Raw genomic sequence first — 19,889 nt, 5'->3', positions numbered from 1 at the left:
CATGAGCAACACCACCCGCCAGCGCACCCTCGGCTCCAAGACCGCGGGCCCCGGCCACCCCGTCTACATCACCGGCGAGATCGGCATCAACCACAACGGCGACCTCGACAAGGCCATCGCCCTCATCGACGCCGCAGCCGAGGCGGGCTGCGACGCCGTGAAGTTCCAGAAGCGCACCCCCGAGATCTGCACCCCGCGCGACCAGTGGGACATCGAGCGCGACACCCCCTGGGGCCGCATGACGTACATCGACTACCGCCACCGCGTCGAGTTCGGCGAGGACGAGTACCGCGCCATCGACGCCCACTGCAAGAAGCGCGGCATCGACTGGTTCGCCTCCCCGTGGGACACCGAGGCCGTCGCCTTCCTGGAGAAGTTCGACGTCCCGGCCCACAAGGTGGCCTCCGCGTCGCTCACCGACGACGAGCTGCTGCGCGAGCTGCGCGCCACCGGCCGCACCGTCATCCTCTCCACGGGCATGTCCACCCCGGCCCAGATCCGGCACGCCGTCGAGGTCCTCGGCAGCGCCAACATCCTCCTCTGCCACGCCACTTCGACCTACCCGGCCGTCGCCGACGAGCTGAACCTCCGGGTCATCCACACCCTCCAGGCCGAGTACCCCAACGTCCCCATCGGCTACAGCGGCCACGAGACGGGCCTCCAGACCACCCTCGCCGCCGTCGCCCTCGGCGCCGCCTTCGTCGAGCGGCACATCACCCTCGACCGCGCCATGTGGGGCTCCGACCAGGCCGCCTCCGTCGAGCCCGGCGGCCTCACCCGCCTCGTCCGCGACATCCGCACCATCGAGGCGTCCCTCGGCGACGGGATCAAGAAGGTGTACGAGTCCGAGCTCGCCCCGATGCGCAAGCTCCGCCGCGTCCCCGGAGTCGTGGCCCAGACCGAAGCCGAAGCCGACCACCCCCAGCCCGCAGGAGTCTGACGGCCATGAATCCGAGCAGCGCCGCTCCGAGCACCCTCGCCTTCGTCGAGAGCCCCGTCCAGCTCCTCAACGTCCTGGAATGGGTCCACGCGCGGGCGACCACCCCGCCGCACGACGTGACGATCGTCGTGCTCTCCCCCCGCGACCCCATGTCCCGGGGCCAGCTCCGCCGCATGGCCGAACTCGCCCGGGGCGAGGGCTGCGCGGTGCGCTGGGAGGACGCCCGCGAGGGGGCCGGGGCGCCGCTGCGCACCGTCGGAGGGCTCGCCCCCGCCCTCCGACGGGCGGACACCGTCGTCATCGGCGACCCCTTCTCCCGTTACGTACAGCTGCTCCTGACCCTCGTCAAAGCCCCCAACCTGGTGGTCGTCGACGACGGCACGGCCACCATGGAGTTCGCGGGGCAGCTCGCCCGGGGCGAGCGTCTCGTGCGCTGGCACCGGCGCGGCAACGGCATGGGGGCGCGCGAACTGCTCCTGGCCCCCGTCACCACCTCCGCGCGCCGCCGTCTCGCCCCCGGCCCCCGGCGCGCGGTGGAACTCTTCACCGCCATGCCCGTCACGGAGGCCCTCCCCGGCATCACCGTCACCCCCAACGACTTCGCCTGGACCCGCGCCCGCTTCGGCCCGCCCCGCATCACCCGCTCCGCCGACCTGGTCGGTACGTCCCTGGTGGAGACCGGCGTCGTCGACCCGGAGCACTACATCGGCGCGGTCCGCTCGCTGACCCTGAGCCACGGGGCCACCCGGTACTTCGCGCACCGGCGCGAGAACACAGACAAGCTGCACCGCCTCGCCCTGGAGACCGGGCTCGAAATCGTCCGCCCCGATCTGCCCCTCGAACTCATCGCCCGGCGCGGCCCGATCGGGCGTACCATTCTGAGCTTCCCCTCCACAGTCGTACACACGCTCCCCAGGGCACTCGTGGGGACGGACGTGAAGGTCGCGGTCTGTGACGTCGACCCGGGGTGGCTGACGGCGGACGCGTCGCCGAGGGCCCGAGGATTCCTCGCCGGAGTCACCGGAACCGCCCGTGACGTGCGGAAACTCCGGGTACTGCCCGCGACGTAACCTCGCTTGATACCCGTCTTACATCCTGGACACACCTCCGTCATCTATTTTTCTTACGCCTATCGGGCTGAACTTTTGTTGATGGGTAGGCAGTTGGGGGTCAAGAGCGCCTACCGTTGACGGGGTGAACCAGTTGATCTCCCTCGTGTCCGAAGCCGGTCCCGACGCCGGAGACGATCTTCCCGGCACGCTGCCCGACGCGCTGCGTGCCGAACTGATCGCCTTCCGCCGGGACTTGCACATGCACCCCGAGCTCGGCAACCAGGAGTTCCGCACCACCGCCGCCATCAAGGCGCGCCTGGAGGAGGCGGGCCTGAAGCCGCGCGTGCTCCCCGGCGGGACCGGGCTCATCTGCGACATCGGCGAGTGGGACGGCGTGACGCCGATGCTCGCCATGCGGGCGGACATCGACGCGCTGCCCATTCCGGACGCCAAGGTGGGCGTGGCCTACCGCTCCACCGTCCCGGACCGGGCGCACGCCTGCGGGCACGACGTGCACACCGCCGTCGTCCTCGGCGCGGGCCTCGTCCTCGCCGAACTGGACCGGAAGGGTCAACTGCCGCGCGCGGTAAGGCTGCTGTTCCAGCCCGCCGAGGAGGTGCTGCCGGGCGGGGCGGCGGACGCCATCAAGGCGGGCGTGCTCAACGGTGTGGGCCGCATGATCGCCGTGCACTGCGACCCCAAGGTCGACGCGGGGCGTATCGGCCTCCGGGTGGGCCCCATCACGTCGGCCTGCGACCGGCTGGAAATCGCTCTTGACGGACCCGGCGGACACACCGCCCGCCCGCACCTCACCACCGACCTCGTGACGGCGGTGGCGAAGGTGGCCACCGAGGTCCCCGCCGTCATCTCCCGCCGCGTCGACGCCCGCTCGGGGCTCTCCGTCACCTGGGGCCGCATCGAGTCCGGCCACGCCTGCAACGTCATCCCGATGCACGCCGAACTCGGCGGCACGGTCCGCTGCCTGGACCTCGACACCTGGCGCGAGGCCCCCGACCTCATCCACGCGGCCGTCGCCGACATCGCCGACCTGCACGGGGCGAAGTGCCAGATCAACTACATCCGGGGCGTGCCGCCCGTGGTCAACGACGGCGGGGTCGTCGAACTGCTCGTCAACGCCATGGCCGCGCGGCTGGGCCCGTACTCCGTCGAGGACACCGAGCAGAGCCTCGGCGGCGAGGACTTCTCCTGGTACCTCGAACACGTCCCCGGCGCGATGGCCCGCCTCGGCGTCCGCACCCCCGGCGACACGGTCAAGCGCGACCTGCACCGGGGCGACTTCGACGTGGACGAAAGCGCGATCACGGTCGGGGTCGAACTCTTCACGGCTGCCGCACTGGTGGACGCGAAGGGGTAGCGCACACGGCGATCCGGGCTTAGCTTCGTAGCCAAGCGGGGGGCGTCCGCGGTGACCGAAAGGTGCCGCTGGCGCCCTCAGTGCTTGGTTTTGTAGGTTCCTACAGCACCGTTCGCTATGTCCGTTGTGAGTATGTACATTGCTTATGTACGACACACCCTGGTGAATCGAACGCGCGACGATCCGGTAACGACTCATGAACGGGTCTTTAACCGGCATCTACGCGCGTTACGATCGCCGCGAAACCAGCGCCGGACAGAGGCGCTTCGGTCAGGTTGAAGGAGCGTCCCGTGCGCCGGGTATCCAAGATCGCTGCTGCGAGCATCGCCACTGCGGCCCTCGCTTTCACCGCCACCGCGTGTGGCGAGTCGTCCACCGGAAGCTCTTCGAGCTCCGAGAGCGGCGGCAAGCTCAAGATAGGCATGGCCTACGACGTCGGCGGCCGTGGCGACAACTCGTTCAACGACTCCGCCGCGCGCGGCCTGGACAAGGCCAAGAAGGACCTCGGCGCGGAGACCAAGGAGCTCACCGCCAAGACCGGTGAGACCCCGGCCGACCGCGAGCAGCGCCTGGCGTCCCTCGCCGAGGGCGGCTTCAACCCCGTCATCGCCGTGGGCTTCGCGTACAAGGACGCCCTGGACAAGGTCGCCAAGAAGCACCCGAAGGTGAACTTCGGCCTCGTCGACTCGGTCGCCGACGCGAAGAACATCAACAACATCGTCTTCACCGAGGAGCAGGGCTCCTACCTGGCGGGCGTCGCTGCGGCGAACAAGTCCAAGGACGGCAAGATCGGCTTCATCGGCGGCGTCGACATCCCGCTGATCAAGAAGTTCGCCGCGGGCTTCCAGCAGGGCGTCAAGGAGACCAAGCCCACCGCGACGGTACAGATCCAGTACCTGTCCTCCGGCTCGGACCTCTCCGGCTTCGGCAGCCCCGACAAGGGCAAGGAAGCCGCCAAGGGCATGCTCGACAAGGGCGTCGACGTGGTCTTCGCCGCCGCGGGCGGCTCCGGCGCCGGCGCGATCGAGGCCGTCGCGGGCAAGAAGGGCTCCTGGGCCATCGGCGTCGACTCCGACCAGGCGCTGGACCCGTCGCTGTCGAAGTACAAGGACTCGATCCTCACCTCCGTCGTCAAGAACGTCGACGCCGGTGTCTTCGAGCTCGCCAAGTCCGTCAAGGACGGCAAGCCGAAGACGGGCACCTCGACCTACTCCCTCGCGGAGAACGGCGTCACCCTCACCACCACGGGCGACCACCTGAAGGACATCCAGGCCAAGCTGGACGAGGCGAAGAAGAAGATCGTCGACAAGACCATCACGGTCAAGTCCACCCTCTGAGCCACCGCTTGAGGACGGGGCCCGACGAGTCGCTGCACGCGGCTCCTCGGGCCCCGATTCCTGTGTCCGTACGGCGGTGACTGCCGCATCCGCCCGGCCGTGAGCACCCCGGTCGTACGGGACACGCCCCGCCGGACAAACGGAACCGGCCCTGCCCCGCTTCACTTTTGGGCATGGCTGCTCCACAATTTGGCGGAGCTACGCGCGTAGCTAGCGCCGTGCGCGGTAACTTTCCCGCCACACCCTCCATGCCGTACGGACCAGCCTTCAGCCGCACCAGCCGTACCCGAAGTCCGCCGTACCCCCGTACCCCTCGCCTCAGCTTCTTCGCCTCCTGCCTAGGAGAGTGCGCCATCAAAGCGTCCAGCAGTCCCCACGCCGCATCCCGAGCCGCCGACAGCAGCCCCGCTGTGGAGCTGCACGGCATCACCAAGCGGTTCCCCGGTGTCGTGGCCAACCACGACATCGCCATCACCGTGCGCCGCGGCACCGTCCACGCCCTCGTCGGCGAGAACGGTGCGGGCAAGTCCACCCTGATGAAGATCCTCTACGGGATGCAGAAGCCGGACGAGGGCACCATCGCCATCGACGGCGAGCAGGTGTCCTTCAACAGCCCCGGCGACGCCATCGCCCGTGGCATCGGCATGGTGCACCAGCACTTCATGCTCGCGGACTACCTCACGGTCCTCGAAAACGTCGTGCTCGGCTCGGAGAAGCTGTACGGCATCGGCGACAGGGCCCGCGCCAAGATCCAGGAGATCTCCGACGCGTACGGGCTGAACGTCCGCCCCGACGCCGTCGTCGAGGACCTCGGTGTCGCCGACCGTCAGCGCATCGAGATCCTCAAGGTCCTCTACCGGGGCGCCCGCACCCTGATCCTCGACGAGCCCACGGCCGTCCTGGTGCCCCAGGAGGTGGACGCGCTCTTCGCGAACCTGCGCGAGCTGAAGGCCGAGGGCCTGACCGTCATCTTCATCTCGCACAAGCTGGGCGAGGTGCTCTCGGTCGCCGACGACATCACCGTCATCCGGCGCGGCACCACGGTCGGCACCGCCGACCCGGCGAACACCACGCCCAAGCAGCTCGCCGAGCTGATGGTCGGCAGCGAGCTGCCCTCCCCGGAGACCCGCGAGTCGACCGTCACCACGACGCCGATGCTGACCGTCTCCGACCTGAAGCTGAGCGCCACCGACCCGGACGGCGTCGTGCGTTCGGTACTGGACGACATCGCCTTCACCATCCACAAGGGCGAGGTCCTCGGTATCGCGGGCGTCGAGGGCAACGGCCAGGCCGAACTCGTCGAAGCCATCATGGGCATGCGCACCCCGGACGCGGGCGCGATCACCCTGGACGGCGCGGACATCTCCACGACCCCCACCCGCAAGCGGCGCGAGGACGGCATCGGGTACATCCCCGAGGACCGCCACAAGCACGGCCTCCTCCTGGAGTCCCCGCTGTGGGAGAACCGCATCCTCGGCCACGTCACCGAGAAGCCCAACAGCAACAAGGGCCTCCTCGACCTCAAGGCCGCCCGCGCCGACACCCAGCGGATCGTGCGTGAGTACGACGTCCGCACCCCGGGCATCGACGTCACCGCGGCCTCCCTCTCCGGCGGCAACCAGCAGAAGCTGATCGTCGGCCGCGAGATGAGCCACGCGCCCAAGCTGCTCATCGCCGCCCACCCCACCCGTGGTGTGGACGTCGGCGCGCAGGCGCAGATCTGGGACCAGATCCGCGAGGCCCGCCGCGAAGGACTGGCCGTCCTCCTCATCTCGGCCGACCTGGACGAGCTGATCGGCCTCTCCGACACCCTGCGCGTCATGTACCGAGGCCGTCTGGTCGCCGACGCCGACCCCGCCTCCGTCACCCCCGAGGAGCTCGGCTCGGCCATGACCGGCGCCGCCACCGGGCACCTGGAGGCCAGCGCCGACGACCTGGCGCAGGCCCAGGCCGAGGCCGCCGCCGGGCGTGCTCAGGACGCCCCCGACACCCACCCCCTGACTGGGGGAGAGGACCGATGAAGAAGTTCGACAAGGAGCGCCTGCTCCTGGGACTCGCGGCCCCGCTGCTCGCGATCGTGGCCGCGTTCCTGGTCACCGCCGTGGTGCTGGTCGCCACCGGCAAGGAGCCGTTCAGCGCCTTCGGGATCATGTTCGACTACGGCGTCAAGTCCGACAGCCAGGTCTACATCCTGAACAAGGCCACCACGTACTACCTGGCAGGTCTCGCGGTCGCCGTCGGCTTCCGCATGAACCTCTTCAACATCGGCGTCGACGGCCAGTACCGTCTCGCGGCCTTCTTCGCCGCCGCCGTCGGCGGCGCGCTGACGCTGCCCGGCTTCCTCCAGATCCCGCTGATCATCCTCACCGCGATGATCGTCGGCGCGATGTGGGCGGGCATCGCCGGTGTCCTGAAGGTCACCCGGGGCGTCTCCGAGGTCGTCTCGACGATCATGCTGAACATGATCGCCACCGCGATCATCGGCTACCTCCTCCAGCAGGGCCGCCTCGGCCACCTGGACAGCGCGGGCACGAAGGTCGCCACCAAGCCGCTGCCGGAGTCCTCGCACTTCTTCTCGTTCGCCACCCAGCCCGACGCCGACCCCATCTGGGGCTTCATCGTCATCGCCGCCGTCGCGGGCGTCGCGTACTGGTTCATCCTGTCGCGCACCCGCTTCGGCTTCGACCTGCGCACGGTCGGCGCCTCGGAGTCCGCGGCGGAGGCGAGCGGCGTCAACGTCAAGAAGATGGTCGTCACCTCGATGCTCATCTCCGGCCTCGTCGCCGGTCTGGTCGGCATGCCGACCCTGCTCAACGACTCCTACGAGTACGGCGGCGACTTCCCCACCGGCATCGGCTTCACCGGCATCGCCATCGCCCTCCTCGGCCGCAACCACCCGGTCGGCATCGCGCTCGGCGCCCTCCTCTGGGGCTTCCTGGAGCGCGGCACCGGCAAGCTCGAATTCGAGGGCTACGACAAGGAGATCGTCGGCGTCATCCAGGGCGTCATCGTCCTGTGCGTCGTCATCGCGTACGAAGTCGTCCGCCGCTACGGCCTCAAGCGCCAGCAGCGCCAGGTGGGCGCGAAGCTCGCCGCCCAGGCGGCCAACAACTCCGAGAAGCAGGAGGTGTCGGCGTGAGTACGGCGACTTCCACCCCGGCACCCAAGAAGCAGGGCCCGGTGAAGGCGATCAAGGCCCGCCTCTCCTTCCCGATGGTCCTCCTGATCATCGCGGGCGGGCTCGTCGCCCTGTCCGCCGTCCGCGCCATCACCGGCGCACAGGACATCACCGCCGCTGGCCAGATCGGCGCGGCCCTCTCGATGGCCGTACCGATCGGCCTCGCCGGTCTCGGCGGCCTGTGGGCCGAGCGCGCGGGCGTCGTCAACATCGGCCTCGAAGGCATGATGATCCTCGGCACCTTCTTCGGTGCCTGGGCGGGCTGGCAGACCAACCCCTGGATCGGTGTGCTCGCCGGTGTCGTCGGCGGCATGCTCGGCGGTCTGCTGCACGCCGTCGCCACCGTCACCTTCGGTGTCGACCACATCATCTCCGGCATCGCGATCAACATTCTGGCGCTCGGCTTCACGACGTACTTCGCCAAGCTGTGGTTCAACTCCGGCGAGGCCCAGGCGAAGGGCGGCAGCCCCAAGCAGTCCCCGCCCGCCGAGAGCATCGACACGGTGACCGTCCCGGGGCTCTCCGACTGGCTGTCCTCGATCGAGAAGCACCACTGGTTCTTCGTCTCGGACCTCGCGGGCGTCCTCGGCGGCCTCGTCACCAAGGTGTCGCTCCTGACGATCGTCGCGGTCCTCCTCTTCGCCCTGACCTTCTGGGTGCTGTGGAAGACCTCGTTCGGCCTGCGCCTGCGCTCCTGCGGCGAGAACCCGATCGCGGCGGAGTCCCTCGGCGTCAACGTCTACAAGTACAAGTACATCGCCGTCATCGTCTCGGGCGGCATGGCGGGCCTCGGTGGCGCCTTCCTCTCGCTGGTCACCTCGCACATCTACAACGAGGGCCAGACGGGCGGACGCGGCTACATCGGTCTCGCCGCGATGATCTTCGGCAACTGGCGTCCCGGCGGCCTCGCCATGGGCGCGGGCCTCTTCGGCTTCGCCGACGCGCTCCAGCTCCGCAACGGCGGCTCGTCCGTCCACGCGCTGCTGCTGCTCCTGGTCGTCCTCCTGGTGGGCCTGGCCCTGTGGAAGGCGTACAAGAAGGCGTACATCGCGGCCGCCATCTCCGCCGTGATCGCGGCGGGCATGCTGGTCTGGTACCTCGGTACGGACACGGTCCCGACCGAGTTCGTGAGCGCCACGCCGTACGTGGTGACGCTCCTGGTGCTCTCCCTGTCGGCGCAGCGGCTGCGGATGCCGAAGGCCGACGGCATGCGCTACCGCAAGGGGCAGGGCAAGTGACGGCCGCCTCCGCAGGACCTGTCGACTGGGAGCTGCTGCGGGAGGCGGCCCGGGACGCGATGTCCCGTGCGTACGTCCCGTACTCGAAGTTCCCGGTCGGCGCGGCGGCACTCGTCGACGACGGCGCGGGCACGGTCCGTACCGTCTCCGGCTGCAACGTCGAGAACGCCTCGTACGGTCTGTCGCTGTGCGCCGAGTGCGGGCTCGTGTCCGCGCTGACCGCCTCAGGCGGCGGCCGGCTGACGCACTTCACGTGCGTCGACGGCCGGGGCGAGAACCTGATGCCGTGCGGCCGCTGCCGTCAGCTGCTGTACGAATTCGGCGGCCCGGAGCTGTTGTTGGAAACCTCGACGGGGGTCCGCACCCTCGGCGAGATGCTGCCGGACGCCTTTGGTCCGCAGCATTTGAAGTAGTACGTTCGCGGCCCCGCCACCCCTGTCCGGGGGCGGGGCCGCAGCCCGTTTCCCGCGCAACGCGCGTAGATGCAAGCGCAGTGGCCGCGTACGACGACGTACGCGGCCGTACGACCGGAAGGAAACCCCATGGACGTCATCTCCGTCATCCGCACCAAGCGTGACCGAGGCGAGCTGAGCCCCGAGCAGATCGACTGGGTCATCGACGCGTACACGCGCGGTGCGGTCGCCGACGAGCAGATGTCCGCGCTGGCCATGGCGATCCTGCTGAACGGCATGAACCGCACGGAGATCGCGCGCTGGACCGCCGCCATGATCGCCTCCGGCGAGCGCATGAACTTCGACCAGCTCTCCCGCCCGACCGCCGACAAGCACTCCACCGGCGGCGTCGGCGACAAGATCACCCTGCCGCTGGCCCCGCTGGTGGCGGCGTGCGGCGCGGCCGTGCCGCAGCTCTCCGGCCGGGGCCTCGGCCACACCGGCGGCACGCTCGACAAGCTGGAGTCGATCCCCGGCTGGCGCGCGCTGCTCTCCAACACCGAGATGCTGGACGTACTGGAGTCGACCGGCGCGGTCATCTGCGCGGCCGGTGACGGGCTCGCCCCCGCCGACAAGAAGCTGTACGCCCTGCGCGACGTGACGGGGACGGTCGAGGCGATTCCGCTGATCGCGTCGTCGATCATGTCGAAGAAGATCGCGGAGGGGACGGGCTCGCTCGTGCTCGACGTGAAGGTCGGCTCGGGTGCCTTCATGAAGAACATCGAGGACGCGAGGGAACTGGCCGCCACGATGGTCGGCCTGGGTACGGACCACGGCGTCAAGACGGTCGCGCTGCTGACCGACATGGCGACGCCGCTGGGACTGACGGCCGGTAACGCCCTGGAAGTACGGGAGTCGGTCGAGGTCCTCGCGGGCGGCGGTCCCTCGGACGTCGTCGAGCTGACGATCGCGCTGGCGCGGGAGATGCTGACGGCGGCCGGACTGCCGGACGCCGACCCGGAGAAGGCGCTGCGCGACGGTTCCGCGATGGACGTGTGGCGGCGCATGATCCAGGCGCAGGGCGGCGACCCGGACGCGACGCTTCCGGTGGCCCGCGAGCAGCACGTCATCAACGCGTCCTCCTCGGGCGTGCTGACGCAGCTGGACGCGTACGCGGTGGGTGTGGCGGCATGGCGCCTCGGTGCGGGCCGGGCCCGCAAGGAGGACCAGGTGCAGGCGGGCGCGGGCGTCGAGCTGCACGCCAAGCCGGGCGACAAGGTCGTCGCGGGCCAGCCGCTGATGACGCTGCACACGGACACGCCGGAGAAGTTCGCGTACGCGATCGAGGCGCTGGAAGGCGGCGTGCTGACCGCGCCGGAGGGCACGGACTTCGTGCCGTCGCCGATCGTGCTGGACCGCATCGCCTGATCGTTCGCGCGGGTGCTCGCGTGGGTGTTCGCCCGGGTGTGAGACGGGCGACACCGTGAGGTGCGGGCGGGGCCGGTGTGCGGGACGCACCGGCCCCGTCGGCGTTTTCGGGTGCTGTTCGGCGGGGCTCGGCGTTTCGCGGGGCGGGGGCTGGAACGCATACTCCCACGTATGCGTGTTCCTCTACGGGACACCCGATCGAACCGTCCGCAACCGTATGCCGTCGTATGCCGCGCCGTTCGCCACGCCGTATGCCGCAGTCCAGGAGTCCGCTCATGACCGTCGCGCCACCGCCCCGGCGGACCGCGCAACAGCCCTCCGGGCAGGCCGCGCGGGCCGGGCACGCCGCGCAGGCCCCGTCGGCCGCGCCGAAGCCGGACGCCGGAGCCGGACGGCGGCCGGGCCCGCTGCGTCCGCCGAGTCCGCTGCGCCTGCTGTCCCGCATCGGCGGGGCGGACCGTGACGTCCTGTGGCTGTACCTGCTGACGCGGGTCGGGCTGTGGATCACCTCGTACGCCGTGGCCTGGGTCTTCCCGCCCGACGGCGAGGCGAAGGACGCGCCGTCGGCGCTGTCGCGGTGGGCCCAGTGGGACTGGACGCACTTCCTGCACATAGCGCAGTCCGGGTACTTCCCGGAGGGGGCGGGCCTGGGGACAGGTCCTGGCTCCGAGGGCTGGGACAACCGGGAGGCGTTCTTCCCCGGCTTCCCGCTGATCCTGCGCGCGGTGCATGTCGTCGTGCCGAACTGGACGCTGGCCGGGCTGCTGATCTCGTTCGTCGCGGGGGCGGTGGCGGTGCTGGCGCTGGCGCGGATCGCGCGGCTGGGGCTGGCGGGGGAGAGCACTGCTCCGAAGAGTGAGCGGGGCTCTGGCTCTGCTGCCCGTACCGGCGAGAGCAGTGCTTCCGGTGTGGAGCAGCGCTCCGTCCTGTTCCTGCTGCTCTCTCCCTGCGCGGTCTTCCTCGCCGCCGGATACACCGAGGCCCTCTTCCTGGCCTTCGCACTGCCCGCCTGGCTCGCCGCGCGGAAGCACCAGTGGATGCTGGCCGGAATCCTGACCGCCCTCGCCACCACCGTGCGCATATCGGGTCTCTTCGTGGCCGCCGCGATCGGCGTGCACTTCCTGATCACCGCCTGGCAGGCCCGCTCCGCGAGTGCCTGGCGCCCCCTCCCGTGGACCCTCCTCCCCGCCGTCCCCGCGCTCCTCTACAGCGGCTTCCTCTACGTGCAGACCGGCGACTGGATGGCGTGGAAGCACGCGCAGGAGCGCGGCTGGTACCGGGAGTTCCACGCCCCGTGGGAGTCGTGGAGCACGACGTGGCACGCGGCCTTCGACTCCACCTTCAGTACGGGCTACGCCTTCATGTGGCAGGCGGAGCTGGCCGCGATGGTGGTCGGCCTGGTGCTCCTCGGCGTCCTGGTGAAGCTGCGGCGCTGGCCCGAGGCGATCTACATCGGGCTGAGCCTGTGGGCGCTCGGCACGTCGTACTGGCTGACGTCCGTGCCGAGGGCCACCCTGCTGTGGTGGCCGCTCTGGACGCTCCTCGCCGCGTGGAGCGTACGCAGGCCACGGGTGAAGGTGGCGTACGTGGTGGTGGTCGCGCCGCTCATGGTGGTGTTCGCGGTGTCGTACCTGTCGGGACGCTGGACGGGCTGACCCCCGTTCCGCACGGCCGGGCCGCCCGAGTGTGCCCTCCTACTCGGGCGGCCCGACCGGTGAGGCAGCCCGACGGTCCGGCAGGCCACGTACACGGAGCTGACGCGGTTGTCGTGAGCAGGGGCGAGGTTGCCCTGCCACCAAGGCGGGACGGTGCCCACGTAACCGGTGACGTCGCCGTTGTGCATCAGACACGGACACCGGCGGGACCGTGTCGTTGGCGCGCGGCGCTCTGCTCCTTGCCGTCCCGCGCAGGGCGGCACGCGTCAGGACGACAGCAGAGGAAGGTGTTCGAACGCCGGGCCCCGGTCCCGGGCGTTCAGCGCGAGGCCGAGCCGTACGCCCGCTCCGGGGCCCAGCACCGCCGCCTCCTCCGTCACGCACTCCAGGTAGCGCGCCAGGACCCGGCCCGTACCGGAGCAGGCCGGAAGCCTGCGGGCGAGGAGCAGGTCGAGCCGGTCCTTCGGCAGCGGAACCAGTGCCTGGGGCAGATGCAGGACCATCGCGCGCGCGTCCCCGATGTCCGGGCCGCTGAGCGCCACACCGGTGTAGGGCCGGGTCGAGATCCACAGCGCGAAGTCCCCCCGGGTGAGCTGGGCGGTCCGCCCGTCCTGGGTCACCGCCATGGCTCCGCCGAGCAGCGGGGCCAGCGAGAAGGCGGGCGGTCCGGCGCTGCGTACGACCGTGCTGGGAGGCTCCGACAGCAGCGCGGAGAAGGTGACGGTGTTCAAGTGCACCGGCCCCAGGGCCAGGATGCCCGCCCGCCCGGCGAAGTCGGCCGCCAGGTCGCCGCTGACGGGGGCGGGCCGGACCCCCGGCGGGACCACCCTGCACCACCACTCGAACCGGTGCTTCAGCGGCATGACGGAGGTACCGAATTCCCTGTAGCCCATGATCTCCCCCTGTGGTCAGTCGGTGATCAAGAGTGCGGCACGGGATCTTCAAGGCCCTTGGGAGTTCAACGAGTTGGCCGAAATGCGGCTCTCCCGGGGCGGCTCCCGGGCGGTCCCGGAGTGGCCCGGGGCGGCCTTTGGGCACCCGGAAGCCCCGCTGTCGATGAGTTTCGGCCGCCCGCCCGGTCTACCCCTCCGTGGAAGACTCGACGTACGACCCCATGACGATCGTCGGCCCCGTCACCAAGGCCGACGTGTCGCCCCTCTGTGAGCGCCTGCACGCCCGCATCCTCCGCACGGGCGAGACCGAAGTGGCCTGTGACGTGTCCGCCCTCACCGACCCCGGGCTCGCCGCTGTGGAGACGCTCGCCCGGATGCGGGTCGCCGCCCGCAGGCTGGGGTGCCGCCTGATCCTGTGGCACCCCGCCCCCGAACTGCTGGGCCTACTCGACCTTGTCGGCCTCACTTTCGAAACCGGGAGCCCCGGCACCGGCTCCGGCACCAGCCCCGGCCCCGGCGGCAGCCGCAGCAGCGGCCGCAGCGGCTTCGAATCCGGAGATCCCCCCGGGAACGGCGAGCGGCCCGGGAGTCCCGTCCGCCTCGATCCGCTCCGGGAGGTCGAAGAGCGGGAACCACCGCTTGGTGTCGAGGAACGTGTTGATGTGGGCGATCCGACCGTCTGAGATCTCCAGCACCTGGAGCGCCCACGGCGAGAAGTGCCCCTCGGGCGTCGGGTGGTACTGCGCGAAGGCGGGCGACCCGTTGGCCACGGTCGCCAGCATCCGCGACCCGTTGCACGCGGCGCCGTGCGTGAGCATGAAGCCGGTGATGTCCTGGGCCCCGACCAGCCACAGGTCGAACGGGGGCATGGAGAGCACGGCGTCCTCGTGCAACAACGCCGTCAACGCCTTCATGTCATAGCCCTCGAAGGCGGCGACATACCGCTCCAGCAGCTTCTGCTGCTCCTCGTCCATCGGCTTCACGGTGTCCGAGGCCCCGGCCGCCTTCGACTCAGCGAGCGTCGCCCGCGCCCGCTGGAGCGCCGAGTTCACCGACGCGACACTCGTCTCCAACAGCTCCGCGACCTCGCTCGCCTTCCAGGCCAGTACCTCCCGCAGAATCAGCACCGCCCGCTGCTTCGGCGGCAGATGCTGCAACGCCGCCACGAAGGCGAGCCGTACGGACTCCCGCGCGACGGCCGTCTCCGCCGGGTCCGCGACCGGGCTCAGTACCCGCCCGTCCGGCACCGGCTCCAGCCAGGTCGCCTCCGGATGCGGGTTCAACTGCGCCTGCGCCAGCGGCTTCGGATCGGTGAAGTCCATCGGCCTGGCCCGCTTCTTGCTGCTGCCCAGCATGTCCAGACACACGTTGGTGGCGATCCGGTACAGCCAGGACCGCAACGAGGAACGCCCCTCGAACCGGTCCTGGCTGCGCCACGCCCGCACCATCGTGTCCTGGACGGCATCCTCCGCCTCGAAGGCGGAGCCGAGCATCCGGTAGCAGAACCCGGTCAACTCGGTCCGGTAGTCCTCCAGTTGTGCGTCCACACCTGGCGTCGCGACATCACTCACAGGGTCCACCCCACCCGCTCTTCCACCCACGTTCCGACCGTGCTGTGGACTTTACGGGAGGGCTCTGACATCGCGAGGCCCAAAGCCGTGAACTGCCCTGTCCCGCCCAACGGTTGCGACGGGGCTCAGGCCACCCTGGCCGCTCAGGTGCCTGGCTTGCGGCCGTACACGAAGACGTTGCTGCCCTTCTTCAGCAGCCCCCAGTAGCTCTTCGCGTCACCCGTGCGCATGTTCACGCAGCCGTGCGAGCCGGGCGGGGCCGACATCGCGATGCCCACCGAGTGGAAGGCGATGCCGCCGTCGAAGAACTGCGAGTACGGCATCCGCACGTGGTAGAGCGTCGAGTAGTGGTTGATGCTGCGCAGGTAGACCTTCTTCAGGCCGGTGCGCGTCTCGAAGCCGTTACGGCCCGAACGGATCGGTACGGGGCCGTACTTGACCGTCTTGCCGTCCTGGATCCAGCTCAGCTGGCGGCTCAGGTCGACGCAGGCGATGCGGCCCTTGTTGGTGGGGCACTTGCCCGCCGCGTTCGGGTTCCTGTTGGCCTTCTGCTTGTTGATCGCGTCCATCGCGGCCCAGGTCACGGGCCCCGCGTAACCGATGTTCGGGCTGATGCCGTTCTTCGTCTGGAAGGCGCGTATCGCCTTGCAGTCGGCCGAGGACTGCCTGCCGTCGACCTTCAGCTTCAGGAACTTCTCGACCTGCTTCTGGTTCGGCCCGGTCTTCGTCGTGCACGAGGCCGCCTGGGCGGGGGCCGCGGCCCCCACCGTCAGTACCGCCGGAATCACCAGTGCGGTGATGCCGACGGCTATGCACGTACGGGCGCGGAGCGCGGCCCGCACTCTCTTCGTGTCCCCCATGGACGTGTCCCTTTCCCCTGCCGTGCAGCACACGCGTGCGTGCCGTACTGCACGTTTGCCGTGCTGCACGTTTCTTGCCCGGTAGACGACAGGGGAAGCGAATCCGTTGTACGGACAGGGCGGTTGAAGTGTCACGACTTAGTGACAGCGGCCCGTCCTGCTCCGGCGACGACGAACGAACGCCGCTCGACCCGCGCGCAGCGCGTCCCGTACAGCGTGATCGCGGCGACGCCGACGACCGCCAGCAGGCCCAGCGCGACGGTGGCCTCCCAGCCGCCCGCGTGGAACGCCATGGCGCCGAGCGTGCCGCCGACGCTGGAGCCCAGGTAGTACGCCGACTGGTAGAGCGCGGACGCCTGCGCGCGCCCGGTCTTCGCGGTGTGGCTGACCGAGGAGGAGGCGACGGCGTGGCCCGCGAAGAAGCCCGCGGTGATGAGGACCAGGCCGGACAGCACCCCCGTCAGCGAGTCCGACAGGGACAGGAGCAGGCCGAGGGTGGTGGTCGATACCGCCAGGTAGAGGGCTCCGCGCCGGCCTGTGCGGGCCACCAGCTTGCCCGCCGCGGCGGAGGAGGCCGTACCCACCAGGTAGACGAGGAAGATCGAACCGACCACGCCCTGGGGGAGGCTGAAGGGTGCCTCGACGAGGCGGTAGCCGATCACCGTGTACACCGCGCCGAAGACCGTCATGAAGAGCGCGCCGATCGCGTACAGCCTGCGCAGCAGCGGATCGGACAGATGCGTTCCCACCGTCTTCGCGAGCGCCTTCGGATGCAGCGTCCCCGGGCGGAAGTTGCGCGCCTTCGGCAGCAGCAGCCGGAAGACCACCGCGCACACCAGCGCCATCAGCGCGACGGCCGCGAGCGCCGCCCGCCACCCCCACAGCTGTGCGACCCAGCCGGTCACGATGCGTCCGCTCATCCCGCCGATGGAGTTGCCCGCCACGAACAGCCCGATCGCCGCCACCAGTGCCTTCGGCCGCACCTCCTCCGCGAGGTACGCCATCGCGGAGGCGGGCAGCCCTGCCAGCGCGGCGCCCTGCACGGCACGCAGCGCGATCAGCCATCCCACGTTCGGAGCGAGCGGCACGAGCATCGCCACGGCGACCGCCACCACCAGGGAGTACGTCATGACCGTGCGCCGCCCGAAGCGCTCCGAGAGCGCGCTCAGCGGGAGCACGAACAGGGCCAGCGCCCCGGTGGCCGCGGACACCGTCCAACTCGCCTGCGAGGCGGTGACGTCGAGTCCGGCGGAGATCGCGGGCAGCAGCGCCTGCGTGGAGTAGAGGAGGGCGAACGCCGCCATCCCGGCCGCGAAGAGCGCGAAGCTCATCCGGCGGAAGCCGGGGGAGGTGGGCGCGAGCCGCGTGTCGACGGGCTCGGCCGAGGCGGCCCGGCCGACGGGCTCGGCCGGGTACGTAACGTTGGAATCAGAGGCAACAGGAGAATCGGCGCCCACAACTACAGGTATGGACGCCGTGGTACTGGCGGAAGGCATGCCTGAAACCTAGACCTGGCCTTCTCATGCGTCCAATGCACAGAACGGCGATAATCCATCCCATGGCGCATAAGCAGAGCTCACAGGGTCGGCTGTCACCGAGTAGTTACGAAGAAGACATTCAGCAGGTGCTCGCGCCGCGCCTCGCCCAGTTCGCGGCGGTCGCCCGCCACGAGCACGTCACCCGCGCCGCCCACGAACTCGGCGTCCCCCAGTCGACCCTCTCCCGAGCGATGGTCCGCCTCGAAGAGGACCTGAACGTCGCCCTCTTCGCCCGCAAGGGCCGCACCGTCTCCCTGACCCCCGCCGGGCGCACCTTCCTGACCGCCGTCGAGCGGGCCCTCGCCGAGGTGGAGAAGGCGGCGGACGCGGTACGGGCCGACGCCGACGCGACCACGGGCAAGGTCGCCTTCGGCTTCCTGCACACCATGGGCTCCGAAACCGTTCCCGCCCTGATCCGCGCCTTCCGGGCCGACCACCCCCACATCCGCTTCCAGCTCGTCCAGAACTACGGCGAAGCGATGCTGGAGCGCCTGCGCGCGGGCGACCTCGACCTCTGCCTGACCTCGCCCGTCCCGGAGGCCCCCGACCTGGTCGCCCGCCGCCTCGACGAACAGCGCCTGCGCCTGGTCGTCCCCGACGACCACCGCCTCGCCACCCGCAAACGCGTCCGCCTCGCCGAGGCCGCCGACGAAACCTTCGTCACCCTCGAACCCGGCTACGGTCTGCGCCGCATCACCGACGACCTGTGCGCGCAGGCGGGCTTCCGCCCGAAGGTCGCCTTCGAGGGCGAGGAGGCCGAGACCCTGCGCGGTCTGGTCGCGGCGGGCCTGGGCGTGGCTCTGCTCCCGCCCCCTGCGGTGGCCCGCCCGGGAGTGGTGGAGCTGACGGTCACCGCGCCCCGGGCGGCCCGCGAGATCGGCGTCGCCTGGCTGGACGGCCACCCGGACACGCCCCCGGTGGCCGCCTTCAAACGCTTCCTGCTCTCCCGCAGGGGCCACATCCTCCCGCAGACGGCGCTGGTGGAGGTGACCGGCGACCCTACGGACTGACCGCGAGGACGAGGTACGCGGCGAACAGCGACAGGTGCACCCCGCCCTGCAAGGGCGTCGCCCGCCCGGGTACGAAGGTCAGGGTCCCCACCGCCACGGTCAGCGCCAGCAGCACCATGTGCGTGGCCCCGAGCCCGAGCAGCAGCGGCCCGTCCATCCAGATCGACGCCAGCGCGACCGCCGGGATGGTGAGCCCGATGCTGGCCATCGCCGACCCGAGCCCGAGATTCAGACTCGTCTGTACGCGGTCCCGCTTGGCGGCGCGCACGGCCGCGATGCTCTCGGGCAGCAGCACCAGCAGCGCGATCACCACACCCACCACGGAGGCGGGCAGCCCGGCCGCCTCGACCCCCTTCTCGATGGTCGGCGAGACGCCCTTCGCGAGCCCGACCACGGCCACCAGCGACACGGCCAGCAGCCCGAGGCTGATCAGCGCGACCTTCGCCGGGGGCGGGTCGGCGTGCTCGTCCTCGTCGATGACCTTCCCCTGCTGCGTCACCGGCAGAAAGTAGTCCCGGTGCCGCACGGTCTGCGTCACGACGAACAGTCCGTAGATGAAGACGGCCGCGACGGCCGCGAAGATGAGCTGGGTCGGGGAGAACTCGGGCCCCGGCGCGCTCGTCGTGAACGTCGGCAGCGCGAGGCTGAGCCCGGCGAGGGTGGCCACGGCTCCGAAGGCGGCGACGGACCCCTCGGGGTTGAAGACGGCGACGCGCCGCTTCAGCGCCCCCACGAGCAGCGAGATCCCGACGATGCCGTTCAACGTGATCATGACGGCGGCGAAGACGGTGTCCCGCGCCAGCGAGGCGCTCTTCTCGCCCCCGTCGGCCATGAGGGTGACGATGAGGGCGACCTCGATGATCGTCACGGCCACGGCCAGCACGAGCGACCCGAAGGGCTCACCCACTCTGTGCGCGACCACCTCCGCGTGATGTACGGCCGCCAGCACGCCCCCGCCGAGGAAGACCGCCAGCAGCGCGACGACGGCTCCGGGCATGCCTTCCCGGCCCCAGGAGAAGGCGAGGAGGACGAGGGCGAGGACGGGCACGAAGGAGGCCCAGTGGGTCGGTTTGACGCGGTCGACGCTGGTGCTCATGGTGTCGAGGGTGTCAGAGGGACCAAAGTCCCGCCCGCGCTGCCCCCTGGCGGTCGGCCTGCGGGGGCGCGGGTCCGCATCCCTGTGCGGCTCCGCCGCGCGCACGCTCCCGGCTCCGCCGGGGCTGTTAGGGGCGCGGGGAACTGCGCGATCAGCCACGACGCGCCCGCACGTCCGACCCCCAAGCCTTGCGAGTTTAGGTGAAGGGGTGGGGCTGGGGCGGCCCGCCGCAGGCGCACCGGGGTGCGGCGCGCCTGTGAGGCGAGGTAAGGGCGGGCGGCACCGGGGTGGGCCCGGAGCGAGGGGGGCCGCCCCCTTGCCCGCCC

16 protein-coding genes and 1 pseudogene are annotated in these 19,889 nt (G+C 70.5%); 12 read left to right on the top strand and 5 right to left on the bottom strand.

What is annotated here, in order from left to right:
- Window position 1 precedes the first annotated feature (1 nt).
- The 10 genes from OG897_RS24725 to OG897_RS24680 all read left to right on the top strand — a co-directional run bounded on the left by OG897_RS24725 (window position 2) and on the right by OG897_RS24680 (window position 12,595).
- Entirely contained in the window at window positions 2–940 is a 939-nt protein-coding gene (locus OG897_RS24725) for an N-acetylneuraminate synthase family protein (RefSeq protein ID WP_266659421.1), read from the top strand.
- 5 nt (window positions 941–945) lie between these two features.
- Complete coding sequence (locus OG897_RS24720) at window positions 946–2,010, top strand: hypothetical protein (RefSeq protein WP_266659419.1); 1,065 nt, start codon at window positions 946–948, stop codon at window positions 2,008–2,010.
- Window positions 2,011–2,143: 133 nt separating this feature from the next.
- Entirely contained in the window at window positions 2,144–3,367 is a 1,224-nt protein-coding gene (locus OG897_RS24715; RefSeq protein ID WP_266660463.1) for a M20 family metallopeptidase, read from the top strand.
- Between the two features lie 290 nt (window positions 3,368–3,657).
- Window positions 3,658–4,704 (top strand): BMP family protein, encoded by a 1,047-nt coding sequence (locus OG897_RS24710; RefSeq protein ID WP_266659417.1) that lies wholly within the window; start codon window positions 3,658–3,660, stop codon window positions 4,702–4,704.
- Between the two features lie 410 nt (window positions 4,705–5,114).
- The gene (locus tag OG897_RS24705) at window positions 5,115–6,725 is read left to right on the top strand and encodes an ABC transporter ATP-binding protein (protein ID WP_266659415.1); all 1,611 of its coding nucleotides are present in this window, start codon (window positions 5,115–5,117) and stop codon (window positions 6,723–6,725) included.
- Window positions 6,722–7,843 carry an ABC transporter permease gene (locus tag OG897_RS24700; RefSeq protein ID WP_266659413.1) on the top strand — a complete coding sequence of 374 codons (1,122 nt, stop codon included), beginning with the start codon at window positions 6,722–6,724 and terminating at the stop codon, window positions 7,841–7,843. Before OG897_RS24705 ends, OG897_RS24700 begins: the two co-directional genes overlap by 4 nt.
- Before the next feature lie 41 nt (window positions 7,844–7,884).
- On the top strand, window positions 7,885–9,120 hold the full coding sequence (locus tag OG897_RS24695) for an ABC transporter permease (protein ID WP_266660461.1): 1,236 nt from the start codon (window positions 7,885–7,887) through the stop codon (window positions 9,118–9,120).
- The gene (locus OG897_RS24690) at window positions 9,117–9,533 is read left to right on the top strand and encodes a cytidine deaminase (RefSeq protein ID WP_266659411.1); all 417 of its coding nucleotides are present in this window, start codon (window positions 9,117–9,119) and stop codon (window positions 9,531–9,533) included. The genes OG897_RS24695 and OG897_RS24690 overlap by 4 nt, the downstream gene beginning before the upstream one ends.
- Before the next feature lie 129 nt (window positions 9,534–9,662).
- Window positions 9,663–10,940: a thymidine phosphorylase gene (locus OG897_RS24685; RefSeq protein ID WP_266659409.1), complete on the top strand. Its 1,278-nt coding sequence runs from the start codon at window positions 9,663–9,665 to the stop codon at window positions 10,938–10,940.
- A 275-nt stretch (window positions 10,941–11,215) separates the two neighbouring features.
- Window positions 11,216–12,595: a hypothetical protein gene (locus OG897_RS24680; RefSeq protein ID WP_266659407.1), complete on the top strand. Its 1,380-nt coding sequence runs from the start codon at window positions 11,216–11,218 to the stop codon at window positions 12,593–12,595.
- 266 nt (window positions 12,596–12,861) lie between these two features.
- On the opposite strand, the gene OG897_RS24675 is transcribed toward OG897_RS24680, so the two are convergent.
- Window positions 12,862–13,488, bottom strand: coding sequence for a hypothetical protein (locus tag OG897_RS24675; protein ID WP_266659405.1), 627 nt, complete (start codon window positions 13,486–13,488; stop codon window positions 12,862–12,864).
- Window positions 13,489–13,709: 221 nt separating this feature from the next.
- On the opposite strand from OG897_RS24675, the pseudogene OG897_RS24670 reads away from it, so the two are divergent.
- A pseudogene (locus OG897_RS24670) lies at window positions 13,710–13,892 on the top strand (hypothetical protein); the annotation flags it as partial.
- A 39-nt stretch (window positions 13,893–13,931) separates the two neighbouring features.
- On the opposite strand, the gene OG897_RS24665 reads toward OG897_RS24670, so the two are convergent.
- The 3 genes from OG897_RS24665 to OG897_RS24655 all read right to left on the bottom strand — a co-directional run bounded on the left by OG897_RS24665 (window position 13,932) and on the right by OG897_RS24655 (window position 17,415).
- Window positions 13,932–15,059, bottom strand: coding sequence for a sigma-70 family RNA polymerase sigma factor (locus OG897_RS24665; protein WP_266659403.1), 1,128 nt, complete (start codon window positions 15,057–15,059; stop codon window positions 13,932–13,934).
- Between the two features lie 143 nt (window positions 15,060–15,202).
- Complete coding sequence (locus tag OG897_RS24660; RefSeq protein ID WP_266659401.1) at window positions 15,203–15,919, bottom strand: L,D-transpeptidase family protein; 717 nt, start codon at window positions 15,917–15,919, stop codon at window positions 15,203–15,205.
- 131 nt (window positions 15,920–16,050) lie between these two features.
- Window positions 16,051–17,415, bottom strand: a complete 1,365-nt coding sequence (locus OG897_RS24655; RefSeq protein WP_266659399.1) for an MFS transporter — start codon at window positions 17,413–17,415, stop codon at window positions 16,051–16,053.
- Window positions 17,416–17,477: 62 nt separating this feature from the next.
- Here OG897_RS24655 and OG897_RS24650 point away from each other — a divergent pair, with 62 nt between their 5' ends.
- Window positions 17,478–18,467 (top strand): LysR family transcriptional regulator, encoded by a 990-nt coding sequence (locus OG897_RS24650; protein ID WP_266659397.1) that lies wholly within the window; start codon window positions 17,478–17,480, stop codon window positions 18,465–18,467.
- Here OG897_RS24650 and OG897_RS24645 read toward each other — a convergent pair.
- On the bottom strand, window positions 18,457–19,563 hold the full coding sequence (locus OG897_RS24645) for a calcium:proton antiporter (RefSeq protein WP_266659395.1): 1,107 nt from the start codon (window positions 19,561–19,563) through the stop codon (window positions 18,457–18,459). The genes OG897_RS24650 and OG897_RS24645 overlap by 11 nt on opposite strands.
- Between the last annotated feature and the right edge of the window lie 326 nt (window positions 19,564–19,889).

The organism is Streptomyces sp. NBC_00237 (genome assembly GCF_026342435.1).
GTDB lineage: Bacteria > Actinomycetota > Actinomycetes > Streptomycetales > Streptomycetaceae > Streptomyces.
The sequence above is the reverse complement of the archived record's forward strand: the minus strand, read 5'-3'. Positions and strand labels throughout refer to the sequence as shown.

Coding starts and splice junctions, on each gene's coding strand:
- OG897_RS24725 (WP_266659421.1), top strand. CDS start 2: ATGAGCAACACCACCCGCCAGCGCACCCTCGGCTCCAAGACCGCGGGC.
- OG897_RS24720 (WP_266659419.1), top strand. CDS start 946: ATGAATCCGAGCAGCGCCGCTCCGAGCACCCTCGCCTTCGTCGAGAGC.
- OG897_RS24700 (WP_266659413.1), top strand. CDS start 6,722: ATGAAGAAGTTCGACAAGGAGCGCCTGCTCCTGGGACTCGCGGCCCCG.
- OG897_RS24685 (WP_266659409.1), top strand. CDS start 9,663: ATGGACGTCATCTCCGTCATCCGCACCAAGCGTGACCGAGGCGAGCTG.
- OG897_RS24680 (WP_266659407.1), top strand. CDS start 11,216: ATGACCGTCGCGCCACCGCCCCGGCGGACCGCGCAACAGCCCTCCGGG.
- OG897_RS24675 (WP_266659405.1), bottom strand. CDS start 13,488: ATGGGCTACAGGGAATTCGGTACCTCCGTCATGCCGCTGAAGCACCGG.
- OG897_RS24660 (WP_266659401.1), bottom strand. CDS start 15,919: ATGGGGGACACGAAGAGAGTGCGGGCCGCGCTCCGCGCCCGTACGTGC.
- OG897_RS24655 (WP_266659399.1), bottom strand. CDS start 17,415: ATGCCTTCCGCCAGTACCACGGCGTCCATACCTGTAGTTGTGGGCGCC.
- OG897_RS24650 (WP_266659397.1), top strand. CDS start 17,478: ATGGCGCATAAGCAGAGCTCACAGGGTCGGCTGTCACCGAGTAGTTAC.
- OG897_RS24645 (WP_266659395.1), bottom strand. CDS start 19,563: ATGAGCACCAGCGTCGACCGCGTCAAACCGACCCACTGGGCCTCCTTC.